The sequence below is a fragment of the Pseudomonas sp. B21-015 genome (assembly GCF_024749285.1).
GTDB lineage: Bacteria > Pseudomonadota > Gammaproteobacteria > Pseudomonadales > Pseudomonadaceae > Aquipseudomonas.
Map to the genome: position 1 here is coordinate 2,154,679 of NZ_CP087196.1, position 17,914 is coordinate 2,172,592.

The window sequence follows — 17,914 nt, forward strand, 5'->3', positions numbered from 1 at the left end:
TGTGGGGAAGGGCTTACCAGTGTTCATTCCAGGGGCGCAGATCCAGTTCGAAGGTCCAGGCGTCCCGTGGCTGGCTGTGCAGGTACCAATAGTTGTCGGCGATGTGTTCGGGATTGAGGATGCCGTCCTGATCTTTGGTCGCGTACTTTTCTGGAAAACTGTCGCGAATAAAGTCGGTGTCGATGGCGCCATCGACTACGACATGGGCGACATGGATGTTCATCGGTCCCAATTCGCGGGCCATGCTTTGGGCCAGGGCGCGAATCCCGTGTTTGGCGCCGGCGAAGGCTGCGAAACCCGCAGCGCCGCGCAAGCCGGCAGTGGCCCCGGTGAACAGAATCGTGCCCCGTTGACGGGTGACCATGCGCCTGGCTACTTCACGAGCGTTGAGAAACCCTGAGAAACAGGCCATTTCCCAGATCTTGAAATACTTGCGGGCGGTTTCTTCGAGAATGCTGCACGGGACATTGGCGCCGATATTGAAGACGAACGCCTCGATGGGGCCGATCTCGGTTTCGATCTGCTCGATGAGCGCAATCACGTCCTCTTCCTTGCGCGCATCGCAGGCAAAGCCGTGAGCCTCGCCGCCACTCGCCGTGATGGCATCTACCAATGGCTGGAGTTTGTCTGCGCTGCGACGCGTGACGCAGGCGACGAAACCTTCCTGGGCAAAACGTTTGGCAATGGCGCCGCCGGTGGCATCGCCTGCACCGACGACCAGAGCGATTTTCTTGTTATTGATAGCGGTGGTCATGGATGTCGCCCTTTGCTGAACGGTCATTGACTGACGAACGTTAGCCGCATCCGGGCGAAGCGCCTATCGGGCTACGCAAACCCGATAGAAGGGGGAAGGTTACTTGCAAATGACGATCATGCTGCGGCTGGTATAACCGGCCGGGTTGAGGCCGAACGGATAATCACCGGGTTCTTCCACGGCGTCCCCTGACTTGGCGATCACCTTGTAACCTTTGGGTGCGCACGAGTTGGCGGCGCTGCTGTAGCACTTGTCCCACGAGGACGACAGCCCAGAACAGTTGATATGCAGCCCTTTCTTACCGTGTTTGATCTGGGTTTTCGAGGTCGCCGCGCAGCCCGCAACGGCCAGTACGGCGATCAGTATCAAAATTCGTTTCATTGCTGTCCTTATAGAGGCCCCGGATCTTGCGCCCGGGTCTGCCTGCGTTCGCTTTTGCTTGAAGCGTTCTGATATCCCTATCTGAAAAAATCCATGTCTGACACTGAGTTACGTGGCCTAAACATGGCCTAATTGAGCGGCAAATACCAGACCTTCGTCAAATCTCGTCTTAATCCGCTGCGACCGCAGGTTTGGCGGCACTCCCCATGGTCATGGTCGCGCCGACGGAAGCCAGAATGATGCACAGGATAGCCATCCACTGTGACAGGGAGAGGTATTCATGGAGGAACAACAGACCGGACAATGCGCCGAACGCAGGCTCGATGCTCATCAATGTGCCGAAGGTCCGGGCGGGCATCCGTGTGAGGGCGACCATTTCCAGGGTGTAGGGCAGGGCGGTGGACAGAATGGCGACCCCGATGGCTATGGGAATCAACGAGGGTGTCAGCAGCGCAGCGCCAGCATGGACGATGCCGATGGGGGCTACGAACAGTGCGGCAATCATCACGCCCAATGCGGCGGTTTGCACGCCATTGTCGGCACCGGCCTTCTGGCCGAACAGAATGTACAACGCCCAGCAGGCACCAGCGCCAAGGGCATAACCTGCGCCAACCAGATCAATACCTGCACTCGTGGCGCCAGTCGGAATCAACAGCAGTAAACCCACGGCCGCCAGAGCGATCCACAGAAAGTCGATCGCCCGGCGTGAGGCATAAATAGCGACCGCCAATGGGCCGGTGAACTCCAAGGCTACCGCAATACCCAGAGGGACAGTGCGCAAGGACATATAGAAGAGGAAGTTCATGCCGCCCAGCGCCATCCCGTAGACGATAACGGTGCGCAGGGATTTTGCGGTGAGCTTCGCTCGCCATGGTCGCAATAGCAGCAGCATGATCACGCTGGCGAAGATCAGCCGCAGGGTGGTTGTCCCTTGAGCACCGATAACCGGGAACATGCTTTTGGCCAGAGAGGCTCCGGACTGGATCGATGCCATGGCTATTAAGAGCAGGCCAACCGAGAACAGAGTCGAGGCGAGGCTGCGGGGGTGGTCATTCATTGCGTGGCATCGTCCGAAGTAGGAGGCGAGAGTATTGTTTTACGTGTTGGGCAATATACTGCGCATTCGTTGCGGGCGCGTCTATATATAAGCAGGGATTTTGAACATCCTGATAGAAAAGCGTAATTAACGGTTGACGGCAGATTCTGGACGTCTATAATTCGCCCCACTTCCGGCGCAGTCGAAACGGAAAACTCCTTGGTAAACAATGAGTTACGCAGTTTTCGGCAGCGGTTACGCTTCAGTTCATCGAGGCCAGAAGGAGTTGGTAAGGCAGTGTGTTGTCGCCTTATTGACGGTTCGATCTTCTCGGTCGAAAGCGGAGAAAAACAGGTGTTGACAGCAGCGACTAACGCTGTAGAATTCGCCTCCCGCTAACGAGAGATCGGAAGCGCAAGTGGTTGAAGTTGCAAAGGAAACTTTGAAAACTTCTGAAAATAACCGCTTGACAGCAACAGAGGCTGCTGTAGAATGCGCGCCTCGGTTGAGACGAAAGATCTTAACCAACCGCTCTTTAACAACTGAATCAAGCAATTCGTGTGGGTGCTTGTGGAGTCAGACTGATAGTCAACAAGATTATCAGCATCACAAGTTACTCCGCGAGAAATCAAAGATGTAACCAACGATTGCTGAGCCAAGTTTAGGGTTTTCTCAAAACCCAAAGATGTTTGAACTGAAGAGTTTGATCATGGCTCAGATTGAACGCTGGCGGCAGGCCTAACACATGCAAGTCGAGCGGCAGCACGGGTACTTGTACCTGGTGGCGAGCGGCGGACGGGTGAGTAACGCCTAGGAATCTGCCTGGTAGTGGGGGATAACGCTCGGAAACGGACGCTAATACCGCATACGTCCTACGGGAGAAAGCAGGGGACCTTCGGGCCTTGCGCTATCAGATGAGCCTAGGTCGGATTAGCTAGTTGGTGAGGTAATGGCTCACCAAGGCGACGATCCGTAACTGGTCTGAGAGGATGATCAGTCACACTGGAACTGAGACACGGTCCAGACTCCTACGGGAGGCAGCAGTGGGGAATATTGGACAATGGGCGAAAGCCTGATCCAGCCATGCCGCGTGTGTGAAGAAGGTCTTCGGATTGTAAAGCACTTTAAGTTGGGAGGAAGGGCAGTTACCTAATACGTAATTGTTTTGACGTTACCGACAGAATAAGCACCGGCTAACTCTGTGCCAGCAGCCGCGGTAATACAGAGGGTGCAAGCGTTAATCGGAATTACTGGGCGTAAAGCGCGCGTAGGTGGTTCGTTAAGTTGGATGTGAAATCCCCGGGCTCAACCTGGGAACTGCATTCAAAACTGTCGAGCTAGAGTATGGTAGAGGGTGGTGGAATTTCCTGTGTAGCGGTGAAATGCGTAGATATAGGAAGGAACACCAGTGGCGAAGGCGACCACCTGGACTGATACTGACACTGAGGTGCGAAAGCGTGGGGAGCAAACAGGATTAGATACCCTGGTAGTCCACGCCGTAAACGATGTCAACTAGCCGTTGGGAGCCTTGAGCTCTTAGTGGCGCAGCTAACGCATTAAGTTGACCGCCTGGGGAGTACGGCCGCAAGGTTAAAACTCAAATGAATTGACGGGGGCCCGCACAAGCGGTGGAGCATGTGGTTTAATTCGAAGCAACGCGAAGAACCTTACCAGGCCTTGACATCCAATGAACTTTCCAGAGATGGATTGGTGCCTTCGGGAACATTGAGACAGGTGCTGCATGGCTGTCGTCAGCTCGTGTCGTGAGATGTTGGGTTAAGTCCCGTAACGAGCGCAACCCTTGTCCTTAGTTACCAGCACGTAATGGTGGGCACTCTAAGGAGACTGCCGGTGACAAACCGGAGGAAGGTGGGGATGACGTCAAGTCATCATGGCCCTTACGGCCTGGGCTACACACGTGCTACAATGGTCGGTACAGAGGGTTGCCAAGCCGCGAGGTGGAGCTAATCCCATAAAACCGATCGTAGTCCGGATCGCAGTCTGCAACTCGACTGCGTGAAGTCGGAATCGCTAGTAATCGCGAATCAGAATGTCGCGGTGAATACGTTCCCGGGCCTTGTACACACCGCCCGTCACACCATGGGAGTGGGTTGCACCAGAAGTAGCTAGTCTAACCTTCGGGAGGACGGTTACCACGGTGTGATTCATGACTGGGGTGAAGTCGTAACAAGGTAGCCGTAGGGGAACCTGCGGCTGGATCACCTCCTTAATCGACGACATCAGCTGCTCCATAAGTTCCCACACGAATTGCTTGATTCATTGAAGAAGACGATAAGAAGCAGCCCGAAATTGGGTCTGTAGCTCAGTTGGTTAGAGCGCACCCCTGATAAGGGTGAGGTCGGCAGTTCGAATCTGCCCAGACCCACCAATTTTGCTTGTGTGGGAACGCCTGTAGAAATACGGGGCCATAGCTCAGCTGGGAGAGCGCCTGCCTTGCACGCAGGAGGTCAACGGTTCGATCCCGTTTGGCTCCACCACTACTGCTTCTGTTTGTTGAAAGCTTAGAAATGAGCATTCCATCGTGATGATGGTGAATGTTGATTTCTAGTCTTTGGCTAGATCGTTCTTTAAAAATTTGGGTATGTGATAGAAAGATAGACTGAACGTTACTTTCACTGGTAACGGATCAGGCTAAGGTAAAATTTGTGAGTTTAATCGCGAATTTTCGGCGAATGTCGTCTTCACAGTATAACCAGATTGCTTGGGGTTATATGGTCAAGTGAAGAAGCGCATACGGTGGATGCCTTGGCAGTCAGAGGCGATGAAAGACGTGGTAGCCTGCGAAAAGCTTCGGGGAGTCGGCAAACAGACTTTGATCCGGAGATGTCTGAATGGGGGAACCCACCTAACATAAGTTAGGTATCTTAAGCTGAATACATAGGCTTAAGAAGCGAACCAGGGGAACTGAAACATCTAAGTACCCTGAGGAAAAGAAATCAACCGAGATTCCCTTAGTAGTGGCGAGCGAACGGGGACCAGCCCTTAAGTGGCTTTGAGATTAGCGGAACGCTCTGGAAAGTGCGGCCATAGTGGGTGATAGCCCTGTACGCGAAAATCTCTTAGTCATGAAATCGAGTAGGACGGAGCACGAGAAACTTTGTCTGAATATGGGGGGACCATCCTCCAAGGCTAAATACTACTGACTGACCGATAGTGAACTAGTACCGTGAGGGAAAGGCGAAAAGAACCCCGGAGAGGGGAGTGAAATAGATCCTGAAACCGTATGCGTACAAGCAGTGGGAGCCTACTTTGTTGGGTGACTGCGTACCTTTTGTATAATGGGTCAGCGACTTATTTTCAGTGGCGAGCTTAACCGAATAGGGGAGGCGTAGCGAAAGCGAGTCTTAATAGGGCGTCTAGTCGCTGGGAATAGACCCGAAACCGGGCGATCTATCCATGGGCAGGTTGAAGGTTAGGTAACACTGACTGGAGGACCGAACCGACTACCGTTGAAAAGTTAGCGGATGACCTGTGGATCGGAGTGAAAGGCTAATCAAGCTCGGAGATAGCTGGTTCTCCTCGAAAGCTATTTAGGTAGCGCCTCATGTATCACTGTAGGGGGTAGAGCACTGTTTCGGCTAGGGGGTCATCCCGACTTACCAAACCGATGCAAACTCCGAATACCTACAAGTGCCGAGCATGGGAGACACACGGCGGGTGCTAACGTCCGTCGTGAAAAGGGAAACAACCCAGACCGTCAGCTAAGGTCCCAAAGTTATGGTTAAGTGGGAAACGATGTGGGAAGGCTTAGACAGCTAGGAGGTTGGCTTAGAAGCAGCCACCCTTTAAAGAAAGCGTAATAGCTCACTAGTCGAGTCGGCCTGCGCGGAAGATGTAACGGGGCTCAAACCATACACCGAAGCTACGGGTATCACTTAGGTGATGCGGTAGAGGAGCGTTCTGTAAGCCTGTGAAGGTGAGTTGAGAAGCTTGCTGGAGGTATCAGAAGTGCGAATGCTGACATGAGTAACGACAATGGGTGTGAAAAACACCCACGCCGAAAGACCAAGGTTTCCTGCGCAACGTTAATCGACGCAGGGTTAGTCGGTCCCTAAGGCGAGGCTGAAAAGCGTAGTCGATGGAAAACAGGTTAATATTCCTGTACTTCTGGTTATTGCGATGGAGGGACGGAGAAGGCTAGGCCAGCTTGGCGTTGGTTGTCCAAGTTTAAGGTGGTAGGCTGGAATCTTAGGTAAATCCGGGATTCTAAGGCCGAGAGCTGATGACGAGTGTTCTTTTAGAACACGAAGTGGTTGATGCCATGCTTCCAAGAAAAGCTTCTAAGCTTCAGGTAACCAGGAACCGTACCCCAAACCGACACAGGTGGTTGGGTAGAGAATACCAAGGCGCTTGAGAGAACTCGGGTGAAGGAACTAGGCAAAATGGCACCGTAACTTCGGGAGAAGGTGCGCCGGTGAGGGTGAAGGACTTGCTCCGTAAGCCCACGCCGGTCGAAGATACCAGGCCGCTGCGACTGTTTATTAAAAACACAGCACTCTGCAAACACGAAAGTGGACGTATAGGGTGTGACGCCTGCCCGGTGCCGGAAGGTTAATTGATGGGGTTAGCTAACGCGAAGCTCTTGATCGAAGCCCCGGTAAACGGCGGCCGTAACTATAACGGTCCTAAGGTAGCGAAATTCCTTGTCGGGTAAGTTCCGACCTGCACGAATGGCGTAACGATGGCGGCGCTGTCTCCACCCGAGACTCAGTGAAATTGAAATCGCTGTGAAGATGCAGTGTATCCGCGGCTAGACGGAAAGACCCCGTGAACCTTTACTATAGCTTTGCACTGGACTTTGAATTTGCTTGTGTAGGATAGGTGGGAGGCTTTGAAGCGTGGACGCCAGTTCGCGTGGAGCCATCCTTGAAATACCACCCTGGCAACTTTGAGGTTCTAACTCAGGTCCGTTATCCGGATCGAGGACAGTGTATGGTGGGTAGTTTGACTGGGGCGGTCTCCTCCTAAAGAGTAACGGAGGAGTACGAAGGTGCGCTCAGACCGGTCGGAAATCGGTCGTAGAGTATAAAGGCAAAAGCGCGCTTGACTGCGAGACAGACACGTCGAGCAGGTACGAAAGTAGGTCTTAGTGATCCGGTGGTTCTGTATGGAAGGGCCATCGCTCAACGGATAAAAGGTACTCCGGGGATAACAGGCTGATACCGCCCAAGAGTTCATATCGACGGCGGTGTTTGGCACCTCGATGTCGGCTCATCACATCCTGGGGCTGAAGCCGGTCCCAAGGGTATGGCTGTTCGCCATTTAAAGTGGTACGCGAGCTGGGTTTAGAACGTCGTGAGACAGTTCGGTCCCTATCTGCCGTGGACGTTTGAGATTTGAGAGGGGCTGCTCCTAGTACGAGAGGACCGGAGTGGACGAACCTCTGGTGTTCCGGTTGTCACGCCAGTGGCATTGCCGGGTAGCTATGTTCGGAATAGATAACCGCTGAAAGCATCTAAGCGGGAAACTAGCCTCAAGATGAGATCTCACTGGGACCTTGAGTCCCCTGAAGGGCCGTCGAAGACTACGACGTTGATAGGTTGGGTGTGTAAGCGCTGTGAGGCGTTGAGCTAACCAATACTAATTGCCCGTGAGGCTTGACCATATAACACCCAAGCAATTTGCTGACTCGAGAGAGCACCAGATTGCGGTGTGTGAAGACGAAACGAACCGAAAGTTCGAGTAAAACACACAAACTATCGCATACCCAATTTGCTGAAGCGTCGAAAGACGATTCGGTCCCCGAATTTCTTGACGACCATAGAGCATTGGAACCACCTGATCCCATCCCGAACTCAGCAGTGAAACGATGCATCGCCGATGGTAGTGTGGGGTTTCCCCATGTGAGAGTAGGTCATCGTCAAGATTAAATTCCAAAACCCCTATCTGCGTATGCAGGTAGGGGTTTTGTTTTGCCCGCAGGAAAGCGCCTTGGCAACAAAGGGATACCCCGATAGCTATCGCTGGTAACAGCCGCATCGTTAATGAAACTTCGGCAGAGCACGCTAAGTGACCGCGCCTTTTTTGGTATGGTGCAGCTCGTTTTTAACGGACTGATTTCAAGCCTACGGATCGGCACCCCTCTACAGTCAAAGAGCTGCTGCAGAAATGCCCGAAGCGATACCGATCAAGGACCACGAAAAAGAGAAGCGCCAGGTCAATAAAAGACTGATGGCTTGCGCCTTGTTCGTCGTCGCTATTACCTGCGCGCTGGTGGTGCGCCTGTATGTCCTGCAAGTGGTCGAGTACGACTACCACTCGACGATCTCCGAAAATAACCGTGTACACGTATTGCCGATCGCCCCTACCCGCGGGTTGATCTATGACCGCAATGGCGTAGTTCTGGCGGACAACCGACCCAGCTTCAACCTGACCATCACCCGCGAGCGTGCCTCCGACGTCAAAGAAGAGCTGGATGAGGTGGTCAACCTCCTGCACCTGCCTGCCGAAGACCGCACGGTCTTCGATAAGGCAATGAAGCAAGCTAGACATCCCTTCGTACCAGTCACTTTGTTCTACGAACTCAGCGAAGAACAGATCGCCGTATTGGCGGTCAACGAGTTCCGTCTGCCAGGGATCGACGTGGAGCCGCAATTCGTTCGCCACTACCCGATGGGCGAGCACTTCGCTCATTCGATTGGCTACGTCGGCCGCATCAACGAAAAAGAATCCAAGGCCCTGGATACGGTGGAATACCGTGGCACTCAATCCATCGGCAAGACCGGCATCGAGAAATTCTACGAGCCCGAGTTGCACGGCCACGTCGGTTACGAAGAAGTCGAAACCAATGCGCAAGGCCGCGTTCTGCGAGTGCTCAAGCACACCGATCCGATCCCCGGCAAAAACATCGTACTGAGCCTCGACGTCAAACTTCAGGAAGCCGCGGAAGCTGCATTAGGCGATCGCCGTGGCTCGGTGGTCGCTCTCGATCCGTCAACCGGTGAAGTGCTGGCCATGGTCAGCAAGCCCAGCTTTGACCCGAACCTGTTCGTCACCGGGATCAGCTTCAAGGAGTACGCGGCGCTGCACGACTCCATCGACCGGCCGCTGTTCAACCGCGTACTGCGGGGGCTCTACGCGCCGGGTTCGACCATCAAGCCGGAGGTGGCGATTGCCGGCCTCGACGCCGGGGTCGTCACCCCTCAGACCCGTGTCTTCGATCCAGGTTATTACCAACTCCCGGACTTCGATCATAAGTACCGTAACTGGAACCACAGCGGCGATGGCTGGGTGGACATGGACGCGGCGATCATGCGCTCCAACGACACCTACTTCTACGACCTGGCCCACAAGCTGGGCATCGACCGTCTGCACGATTACATGGCGATGTTCGGCCTCGGCGAGAAGGTCTCGCTGGACATGTTCGAAGAGTCTCCGGGGTTGATGCCATCCCAGGCCTGGAAGCGCGCCACGCGCCGTCAACCGTGGTTCCCCGGCGAGACGGTGATCCTCGGGATCGGCCAGGGCTACATGCAGGTCACCCCTCTGCAACTCGCCCAGGCTACCGCACTGATCGCCAACAAAGGTGTATGGAACCGACCGCACCTGGCCAAGAGTGTGGATGGCGTAGCGCCGGTGGATGAGCATCCGATGCCGAATATCCTGCTCAAGGACCCGCGTGACTGGGAGCAGGTCAACCATGGCATGCAGATGGTCATGCACGATGCTCGCGGGATTGCCCGAGCGGCAGCGGAGGGCGCGCAGTACCGCATTGCCGGCAAAAGTGGGACCGCGCAAGTGGTGGCGATCAAGCAGGGTGAGCGCTACAACCGGGCGAAAACCCTTGAGCGTAACCGCGACAACGCCTTGTTCGTCGGTTTCGCTCCGGCCGAACATCCGAAGATTGTCATCTCGGTGATGATCGAAAACGGCGAGGCCGGAGGTCGCGTCGCCGGTCCCGTGGTGCGGCAGATCATGGACGCCTGGCTGCTCGATCAGGAGGGCCACCTGAAGCCGCAATACGCCGCGCCGAGCAAAGCGCCGGGCGACCCTCACGTCTAAACGATCAAGGCTTCGCAGCACAGGCTCACGAATACTGAGCATGTGCTGGAAGCTTTCCAGAAACACGGTTTCGGCCTGACTCATCTTCTGCTCGCGATTCCACAGCAGCTGGATATCGAAATCCACCACCCCGTCTTCGCTCGCGGCACCAGCCTGCTGACCACCAAGCTGCATGGCCGTGGCGACAGTCAGATCAATCAGCCAATCCACAGTGCCGGCGTCACTGTGAATTCCGGCGATTTGGTGCTGGCGGACGACAACGGTGTGCTGTTTCTCCACTGGCGAACGGCGGCCGCTGTCATCGATCAGGCCTTGGCTTCGGATTGCGCCGAACCGCGCTTGTTGGAGCGGCTGCGCGCCGGTGAGCCGGTGGCGCAGGTTTTGAGCGTGGATGCCTTGTACGGCGTGGCGCGGATGATTCAGGCGATCGAAGGCCTGGCCACCGATTTCGCCCAGACGTGCGTCAGGGCACCGATGTGTTGCTCAATGCTGTGCTGAGCCGAGCCACCAACGTCGAATAAACGCAATCCATGTGGGAGCGAGCTTGCTCGCGAAGAGGTCCTCAAAGACACCACAGCATCAACCCCCAGGCACCGGACAACTCATATCGCCTTCCTCACACGTTAGGTAGCGTTTGAAGGTTTCGACGCGCGCCTTGGTCAGGTTGGTGGTGCACAGGCTGTAGATTAGCGGATACACACTGCCCCCCGACACCGTAGAGGTCGAAAACTCACACTCAGCATCACGAAACGCCACCCAGTTGCGTTGCGCGCTGACCAGCAGCTTCTTGGCATCGGGATTGTCTTTCAATCGTTTGGTGATCTGTTGGTAAAGCGTGTTCAGCTCTTTATCAGCCGCTTTGTATTGCTCGGCGGCACACTGATTCATGGTGCCCTGGTCGTTCGCATTGGCACAGTCCACGGCATGCGCCACGGTGGTGAACAGCAGCGGCGTCAACGCCAGGAGAAAACGTGGGGGCATGGGGGGCTCGCTGTGGTGATGGAAAGTTGGGGTGCAGTGTAGCGAAGATGGCGGTTTCAGCTCGTAGCAAGGGCGCCTGAAGCCGCGAAGGCGGCAGCATCCTCGCAAGCTAGCCCCAGCAGGGTTTCGCCTGCTGGCTTCCCCTTTCAACCCAGAACTTATGGCCAGAACCGAGGCCGAATATTTCAGGCATGCTTGATGGCGGCACCCGTTTGATACAACTTTTAGGGTGGTCTTATGGTCGTTACAGGCCTACTGTTCAATACAGGAGGTGACTTATGAACCCAGCATCAGATCGCATCGAAAGGAAGATCCTGCTCAAGGTGCCGCGCTCGCAGGTCTGGCGCGTGCTGGCCAATGCCGAAGCCTTTGGGCAGTGGTTTGGCGTGGCGCTCGAAGGTAAGCGCTTTGTCGCTGGCGAGTGGACCCAGGGGCAGATTACTTATCCTGGTTATGAGCACTTGTTGTGGAATGTACTGGTGGAGCGAGTCGAACCGGAGCGGGTGTTTTCGTTCCGCTGGCACCCCTATGCGGTGGAACCGGAAGTCGATTACTCCCAGGAACCCACCACGCTGGTGAAGTTCGAGCTCCAGGATATGGACGAAGGCACGTTGTTGACGGTCGTCGAATCCGGTTTCGATCACATCCCTCAATCGCGCAGGCTCAAGGCGTTCCGCATGGACAGCCGTGGATGGGATGAGCAGATGAACAATATCGAAGAATTTCTGAGAACAAATACCAAGACCCATTAGAGCCAGGGAGGTTGATGGCTGCAGGCCATGAAATTCGTGGCCTCAGCGCGTGATGGCTGACACGTCTAAGGGGTTTCGGAAAGGTGACTATGGCGAATGTCTTACACGCGATAGTAGCTATGTCGTCTATTGCAGATTGGATCCGAAGCGTAATCTAGCCTCATCAACTGAAGCACAGGAAGTGCTCCAGGGTCACGGATGATCGACCATAAGCAAGGATTGCTGCCGACAGGGAGTCGATATGGTCTTGGGAAAAACCCGCTTCGGCGGGTTTTTTTTCGGCTACAGAAAACTGCAAGCTGCTACAAGGGCGGTTTCAGGAGCTGAGTGGTCAATGGCTTACACGAAGCCGCTGGTATGTCGTCTTTTGAGGCTTCACCGATGGGTTTAATCTGGATCCATCAACTGAAGCACAGGACGTGCTCAGGATCACGGATGATCGACCATACGCCAGGATGGCTGCCGACAGGATGTCGCAATGGTCTTGAGAAACCCGCTTAGGCGGGTTTTTTTTCGTCTGCAGAAAACTGAATCCAGATCTCCTGTAGCTGCAGCCGAAGGCTGCGCAGCAGTCGTAGACCCCACAAGCACGGTATGCCTGAAACACCGCGGCATCTGAGAGTGACTGGCTGCGGGGACCTTGGTTCCCGCAGCCATTTCTTTCACCGGCAGTCGAGTTTCGCCGCTGCACGTTCGGTGATTTCCGAGCGCAATTTCAGCGACGCGGCAGCGCGTTTGCGGGCTTCCTCCAGCACGCTGACTGGCGCTGTCTCAGGGCTGCCCGAAGCAAACGGCGGTGCCGGGGCGTATTCCAGCTGCAGTTGCACCAGTTGCGCCGTGTCTTCATCGAACAGTTCAGCCGCCAGGGTCAGGGCGAAATCGATCCCCGCCGTGATCCCGCCGCCGGTCAGCAGATTGCCGTCGCGCACCACTCGATCCTTCACCGGAATCGCCCCCAAACGCCCGAGCAATTCGTGATACGCCCAGTGCGTGGTGGCGCGCTTGCCCTTGAGCAACCCTGCTGCGCCAAGCACCAGCGCGCCGGTGCAGACCGAGGTGACATACCGCGCCGTGGCAGCCTGAGTCTTGATGAAGGCCAGGGTTTGGTCATCCTCCATCAATGGCCCGACGCCGGTGCCGCCGGGAATGCAGATCACATCCAGCGGCGGGCAGTCGTCGAAGCTGATGGTCGGTTTCAACACCAGCCCGGTACTCGCGGTGACTGGCACCAGATTCTTCCAGATCAGATGCACCTTCACATCCGGCAACGAGGCCAGCACGTCATAAGGGCCGGTCAGGTCCAGTTGTTGGAGCTGTGGAAACAACAAAAATCCGATCTGCAACGTCATGGCGTTTTTCTCCTGATTGGGGTGGACGGCTTCACTGTAGGCTCGTAGGATCTGGCGTATACGCCAATAACCCCACGAATTACGCCAAATATGCCGAACAACCCGAAAACCATTCATGTGCTGGCCTTTGCCAACGTGCAACTGCTCGACGTTACCGGGCCGTTGCAGGTGTTTGCCTCGGCCAACGACATTGCCCGCCAGCAAGGTTTGCCGCCGCCCTATGCGCCGTCGGTGATTGCCAGTGGTGGCGGGGCAGTGATGTCGTCGGCGGGGTTGGCGCTGTTGGCGGAGCCGCTGCCGGATCGGGGCAGCGACACCTTGATCATTGCCGGTGGCTGGGGCGTTTACGCGGCGGCGCAGGATGAGTCGCTGGTGGCGTGGGTGCGTGAGCATGCGATGGAGTGCCGACGGGTGGCGTCGGTGTGCACCGGGGCGTTTTTGCTGGCGGCCAGCGGCTGGCTCGACGGTCGGCGGGTGGTGACGCACTGGACCCGTTGCGAGCAATTGGCGCAGCAGCATCCCAAACTCCAGGTCGAACCCAACCCGATCTTCATCAACGACGGCCCGGTCTGGACCTCGGCTGGGGTCACCGCCGGCATTGACCTGGCCCTGGCCATGGTCGAAGAAGACCTTGGCCGAACCATGGCCCTGGACGTCGCCCGGCAATTGGTGGTGTTTCTCAAGCGTCCGGGTGGCCAGTCGCAGTTCAGCGTGACCTTGTCTTTGCAGAAAGAAGGTAATCGTTTCGACGAACTTCACGCCTGGATCAGCGAAAACCTCACCAAGGACCTCGGCATCCCGACCTTGGCCTTGCAGGCCGGCATGAGCGAACGCAGCTTCGTCCGTCATTACCGCGCCGACACCGGCCAGACCCCGGCCCGGGCCATCGAGCTTATTCGGGTCGAGACCGCGCGACGGCTGCTCAGCGACACCGGTGTACCGATCAAGCGGGTCGCGGTGCAGTGCGGGTTTGGCAGTGAAGAAACCTTGCGCCGCAGTTTTCTGCGGGCGATGGGGGTGACGCCGCAGGCGTATCGAGAGCGTTTTTCCGTCAGCGCTCCAGCAGATCCAGTATTGCCTTGAGGGTCTTGTTCATTCGACACTCCATAGGGCTGTAATGGGTTATCCGAACAGCACCTTTTGCCAATATTCTTCACTGATGATTGCTATCGGCACACCACTTTCTCTCAGTTCGACCGCTCTTTTGATCTTGGTCCCGTAAGTGCTATGCAGCCATTGATCATTGCCGATGCTGCCTACCACTAAATAGTGGATCTTCTTGCTGACGGATCCGCCGATAAGCCCGCCACGTTCAATAATCAGTGATTCGCACTCCTTGCGCGGACCGTAAGCCATGATCCCGGTAAACAGGAACACTCGGTCAGCCCAACTTAAAGAGGGCGCCGGGTTGTCGAGAGGAAGGTTGGTCGGCGCAGTGAACGTTTGGGCAGAACCAATCGGCAGGCCTGCGAACTGGTGAAGCATCTCCAGTAGTTCGCCAGACTCCTCGGCATCAAGTACGCCGTCGCTCAGCATGCCGGCGAGGCGTTTGTAGAGGATATTCACCACCGGGTCGCCGAGATGGATCAAATGGGTTTCGATCCAGGTCTTTAGAAACTCGGCTTCCTGCTGGTTGATCGTACCGTCGGCAGCGAGCCCGGCGGCGATTCCCACCAGTGCGTCAGCCGAGCGTCGATCAATCCGGGCTTCGTGGAAGAAACCGCTGTTTTGAAATTCCTGATGTAGGTCGACCAAGCGTTCTGCTCCTTAAGCTTCCACGTCTGCCACCTGATTGAAGTACTTCGACCGATCCGGCGTAAACGTCACCACCATTTTGGTCCTGGAACAGGTCAACGCCCGTTCTGCGCTCAGATCAATATCCAGATCTTCCCCGCGCAACCCCTGCCATTGGGCGAGGTATTTGAGGGATCCGTATTTTTCGAGTTTCTTCAGGCTGCGGCTGACGCCACCTTTCCAGCCCAGCACCGGGAGTTCGCCGGTCAGGCATTGGTGGGCGAGGTCGGGGAAGCGGGCGGCGCGTTGGCGGCCGATTTCCCAGCATTTGATCAGGCCTTTGTCGTGGCCCTCCCACAGTTCAGTCCGGTTCAGACCTGATCGGAGTGGGGTATCGATGCTGCGATGGATGCGCTGAGTCATTCTGGTTCCTTGAATTCGGGTTTTGTTGGACAGCTCCGCTGTACCCGTTGAGCGTGGATGGTAGGGATGGATGTAGGCGCTGGCAACAAGGTATTTCCGGATGTAGGAATGAGTGACTGCGTGTTGATTGGGTGGGTTTGTTTAGTAAATGTAGGTGTTTGCCCTACACGATCCTGTGGTGAGGGGGCTTGCCCCCGTTCGGCCGCGCAGCGGTCGTTAAGCCAGTAAATACGGTGCTTCTGGTGGAATGTGGTTGTGGATTTCAGGGCCGCTGCACGCCCCAACAGGGGCAAGCTCCCTCGCCACAGGAGGTCAGCTCTCTCAGGCAGAGTGTGTTTAAGTTCATCGCGGGTGAGCCTTGATCCTACAAAAAGTGTCGTAAATGTGGATATTTCTGACGAGTTTTGGCGGTTGTAGGTTAGGAAAGGGAGCCGATAGGCTTTGGGGGTTGCTGCAAATTCAGCGACCGGGTTTGGTCACCCGTGCAATGTCAGGCGTGCAAGCGCCAACGTGAGCATGTCGGCGCTTTTTCTTGTGCTTGTCGGTATGCTTCGCGGTGGGCTGTGCGCGGGGCACTTTCGAGTGCGCCGGGTGCCTGACTTCCCGGTTGACCAACCTGCGTACCGCCCACCACCCATCGTTTGGTCACGACGGCGGTGAGCTTCATGAATGTCAGGAGTTACACCATGATAAAAGACAGTCCCAATCCCCCAGAAACCGACAACGTTTCCCCCTACGAATCCCTCGATTCGAAAAAACTCCACGACGCCGCCGAACGCGCGCTCGACCACTACCTCAAGCCACCGCCCAAACAACCCGAAGGCCGCAAGCCAAGCAAGATGTTTCTGGTTGCGCCGGACATGGACAACGAAAGCCTGCTCGCTCATGTCTGCGAATCACTGGCCTCAGCCAGCGTCATGACCAGCGACATTGCCGCGTATGTCGATGCCCCGTAGCGGCATACGCTCCTGGCGATTCAGCAGGTCATCATGCTGGCCGAGCTGGCGGTGAATCGAGTGCTGGATAACGTCGACGTGCCGAAGCCTGCGCCACACAGCTGATCCATTGTGGGAGCGAGCCTGCTCGCGAAAGCGGTGTGTCAGTCGACATCAATGTTGAATGACCAATCGTCATCGCGAGCAGGCTCGCTCCCACAGGGGTAATGTGTCGGGCACAAATAACCGGGGCAATGCAGGGCTTGCTCCCACAAGGGATGTCGGTTACCAGCCTCTTCCCGAATTCACCCAGAAATTCACCGACAACGACGTCGAGACCGACTCCACCTGATGGAACCAGCCTTCGGGTAGAAACAGCAGGTCGCCGGCCTCCAGGGTCACCCGCAGAAACGTCACGTCTTGCGCGCCGGGGAAGCGCTGGTAATCCGGCGCATCCGGGTTGAAATCACAACCGTCGAGCCCGCCCTGGGGGGCCGTCGACCAGGTGCCGAGGGCTTCGCGGTGATGGGGCGCGGCGAGGGTGAAGGTTTTCTGGCCCCAGACTTGAGCGAACAGGTTGTCGGTATCGTCGCGATGCAGCGGTGTCAGCGTGCCTTTGGGGCCGATCCAGATGCGTGGCGGGATGAACAGCGCTTGATCGAAATAGGGCGGGTACTTGATCTGCTCCATCAACTGCGCGGGCAGGATGTTGTTGCCCATGTAAGCCGGTGGTTCGCCATCGGCGCTTTTAACCGCCGGGGTGTCCAGGGAGGCGATGAACTCGGCCATGGAGGTGGAGCGGAAATCCCGTTCAGTAGAGAAGGTTTTCTTCACGTAATCGCCGTGGCGGGTGATGCCTTGCAGTTCGGCGAAATGCACCAGTGACTCTTCGCGGCCGAGCTTGAACAGGGGCCAGTCTTGCAGGGCATCGCTGATCACCAGCGGAATGCCGTGGGGCAGATAGCGCGTCTCGAACTCCAGCACCGACAGCTCGCTGCGTGGCCGGCGCTCCACCGCGCGTTGGGGCGGCAGGCTCGCAGAGACCTTTTCGCTGAAACGCGGCGGGGTCGGGTAGCGCTTGTTCATGTCGACCTTTTCCACCACGCCGCCACCATGGCGGGCGTGATCGATGATCTGCGGCAGCATCGTCGCCAGGCCCATGTTGCCGCCGATTTTCAGGCGGCCGCTGGCGAACAGCTCCTCGACGTTGGCGATGCCGCCCATGATCCCGAGAAAATCCTTTTCCGCGACTTCGATGGTCACGTCGGGGCTGGCATGACGGCCGGCTGCGGTGCGGCTGCTGGCCTTGACCTCGGACCAGTACGCCTGGTGCGGGCCGAACACGAATTGAAAAACCCCTTCGATGCCGACGGCACCGGCATTGGCAAACAGTTTGCCCAGGATGGTCTGCAGGTCCACGGCGATGCCCCTTGTTGGTCGGTCTGAGCTATTTTTAGTCTGAACAAGGGACGAGCACCTGCAACGGAAATTTAACCGGCGCTGACTAATTTTCGCCGCTTGCGGGCCGTCCTCCCTTACAGACGACT

At 56.4% G+C, this 17,914-nt stretch carries 11 protein-coding genes, 2 tRNA genes, 3 rRNA genes and 3 pseudogenes; 10 read left to right on the plus strand and 9 right to left on the minus strand.

Annotated elements, in window-relative coordinates; all coding sequences use genetic code 11:
* Nucleotides 1-13: 13 nt before the first annotated feature.
* From LOY38_RS09960 to rhtA, 3 genes are all read right to left on the minus strand, one after another.
* Nucleotides 14-754 carry an SDR family oxidoreductase gene (locus LOY38_RS09960; RefSeq protein ID WP_258699878.1) on the minus strand — a complete coding sequence of 247 codons (741 nt, stop codon included), beginning with the start codon at nucleotides 752-754 and terminating at the stop codon, nucleotides 14-16.
* A gap of 99 nt (nucleotides 755-853) precedes the next feature.
* Nucleotides 854-1,135 carry a hypothetical protein gene (locus tag LOY38_RS09965; RefSeq protein ID WP_258699879.1) on the minus strand — a complete coding sequence of 94 codons (282 nt, stop codon included), beginning with the start codon at nucleotides 1,133-1,135 and terminating at the stop codon, nucleotides 854-856.
* 169 nt (nucleotides 1,136-1,304) lie between these two features.
* Complete coding sequence (rhtA, locus tag LOY38_RS09970) at nucleotides 1,305-2,192, minus strand: threonine/homoserine exporter RhtA (protein WP_258699880.1); 888 nt, start codon at nucleotides 2,190-2,192, stop codon at nucleotides 1,305-1,307.
* A gap of 670 nt (nucleotides 2,193-2,862) precedes the next feature.
* Here rhtA and LOY38_RS09975 point away from each other — a divergent pair.
* The 6 genes from LOY38_RS09975 to mrdA all read left to right on the plus strand — a co-directional run bounded on the left by LOY38_RS09975 (nucleotide 2,863) and on the right by mrdA (nucleotide 10,193).
* Nucleotides 2,863-4,401 (plus strand): 16S ribosomal RNA (locus tag LOY38_RS09975).
* An 82-nt stretch (nucleotides 4,402-4,483) separates the two neighbouring features.
* A tRNA-Ile gene (locus LOY38_RS09980) sits at nucleotides 4,484-4,560 on the plus strand.
* Nucleotides 4,561-4,593: 33 nt separating this feature from the next.
* Nucleotides 4,594-4,669 (plus strand) — tRNA-Ala (locus tag LOY38_RS09985).
* Between the two features lie 236 nt (nucleotides 4,670-4,905).
* Nucleotides 4,906-7,797 (plus strand): 23S ribosomal RNA (locus LOY38_RS09990).
* 145 nt (nucleotides 7,798-7,942) lie between these two features.
* Nucleotides 7,943-8,058: ribosomal RNA gene (rrf, locus tag LOY38_RS09995) — 5S ribosomal RNA — on the plus strand.
* Together the 16S, 23S and 5S rRNA genes with 2 tRNA genes alongside form the textbook arrangement of a ribosomal RNA operon.
* 242 nt (nucleotides 8,059-8,300) lie before the next feature.
* Nucleotides 8,301-10,193: a penicillin-binding protein 2 gene (gene mrdA, locus LOY38_RS10000; RefSeq protein WP_258699881.1), complete on the plus strand. Its 1,893-nt coding sequence runs from the start codon at nucleotides 8,301-8,303 to the stop codon at nucleotides 10,191-10,193.
* A gap of 15 nt (nucleotides 10,194-10,208) precedes the next feature.
* Here mrdA and LOY38_RS10005 read toward each other — a convergent pair.
* Nucleotides 10,209-10,331: pseudogene (locus tag LOY38_RS10005) on the minus strand (LysR family transcriptional regulator); the annotation flags it as partial.
* On the opposite strand from LOY38_RS10005, the pseudogene LOY38_RS10010 reads away from it, so the two are divergent.
* Nucleotides 10,323-10,583: pseudogene (locus tag LOY38_RS10010) on the plus strand (RraA family protein); the annotation flags it as partial. The pseudogenes LOY38_RS10005 and LOY38_RS10010 sit on opposite strands and share 9 nt — an antisense overlap.
* Before the next feature lie 189 nt (nucleotides 10,584-10,772).
* Here the strand turns inward: LOY38_RS10010 and LOY38_RS10015 are convergent.
* The gene (locus tag LOY38_RS10015) at nucleotides 10,773-11,174 is read right to left on the minus strand and encodes a lysozyme inhibitor LprI family protein (protein WP_258699882.1); all 402 of its coding nucleotides are present in this window, start codon (nucleotides 11,172-11,174) and stop codon (nucleotides 10,773-10,775) included.
* A gap of 278 nt (nucleotides 11,175-11,452) precedes the next feature.
* Between LOY38_RS10015 and LOY38_RS10020 the strand changes: the two genes are divergently transcribed.
* Nucleotides 11,453-11,926 (plus strand): SRPBCC family protein, encoded by a 474-nt coding sequence (locus LOY38_RS10020; protein WP_258699883.1) that lies wholly within the window; start codon nucleotides 11,453-11,455, stop codon nucleotides 11,924-11,926.
* A 662-nt stretch (nucleotides 11,927-12,588) separates the two neighbouring features.
* Here the strand turns inward: LOY38_RS10020 and inhA are convergent.
* On the minus strand, nucleotides 12,589-13,275 hold the full coding sequence (inhA, locus tag LOY38_RS10025; RefSeq protein ID WP_258699884.1) for an isonitrile hydratase: 687 nt from the start codon (nucleotides 13,273-13,275) through the stop codon (nucleotides 12,589-12,591).
* Nucleotides 13,276-13,365: 90 nt separating this feature from the next.
* Here inhA and LOY38_RS10030 point away from each other — a divergent pair, with 90 nt between their 5' ends.
* Complete coding sequence (locus tag LOY38_RS10030; protein ID WP_258699885.1) at nucleotides 13,366-14,358, plus strand: GlxA family transcriptional regulator; 993 nt, start codon at nucleotides 13,366-13,368, stop codon at nucleotides 14,356-14,358.
* A gap of 39 nt (nucleotides 14,359-14,397) precedes the next feature.
* Here the strand turns inward: LOY38_RS10030 and LOY38_RS10035 are convergent, their stop codons facing one another.
* A complete protein-coding gene (locus LOY38_RS10035) occupies nucleotides 14,398-15,030 on the minus strand; it encodes a BRCT domain-containing protein (RefSeq protein ID WP_258699886.1) in 633 nt (210 codons plus the stop codon).
* A gap of 12 nt (nucleotides 15,031-15,042) precedes the next feature.
* Nucleotides 15,043-15,432, minus strand: coding sequence for a hypothetical protein (locus LOY38_RS10040; RefSeq protein ID WP_007933140.1), 390 nt, complete (start codon nucleotides 15,430-15,432; stop codon nucleotides 15,043-15,045).
* 686 nt (nucleotides 15,433-16,118) lie between these two features.
* Here LOY38_RS10040 and LOY38_RS10045 point away from each other — a divergent pair.
* A pseudogene (locus tag LOY38_RS10045) lies at nucleotides 16,119-16,493 on the plus strand (DUF6124 family protein).
* A gap of 159 nt (nucleotides 16,494-16,652) precedes the next feature.
* Here the strand turns inward: LOY38_RS10045 and LOY38_RS10050 are convergent.
* Entirely contained in the window at nucleotides 16,653-17,786 is a 1,134-nt protein-coding gene (locus LOY38_RS10050) for a cupin-like domain-containing protein (RefSeq protein WP_258699887.1), read from the minus strand.
* Nucleotides 17,787-17,914 lie beyond the last annotated feature (128 nt).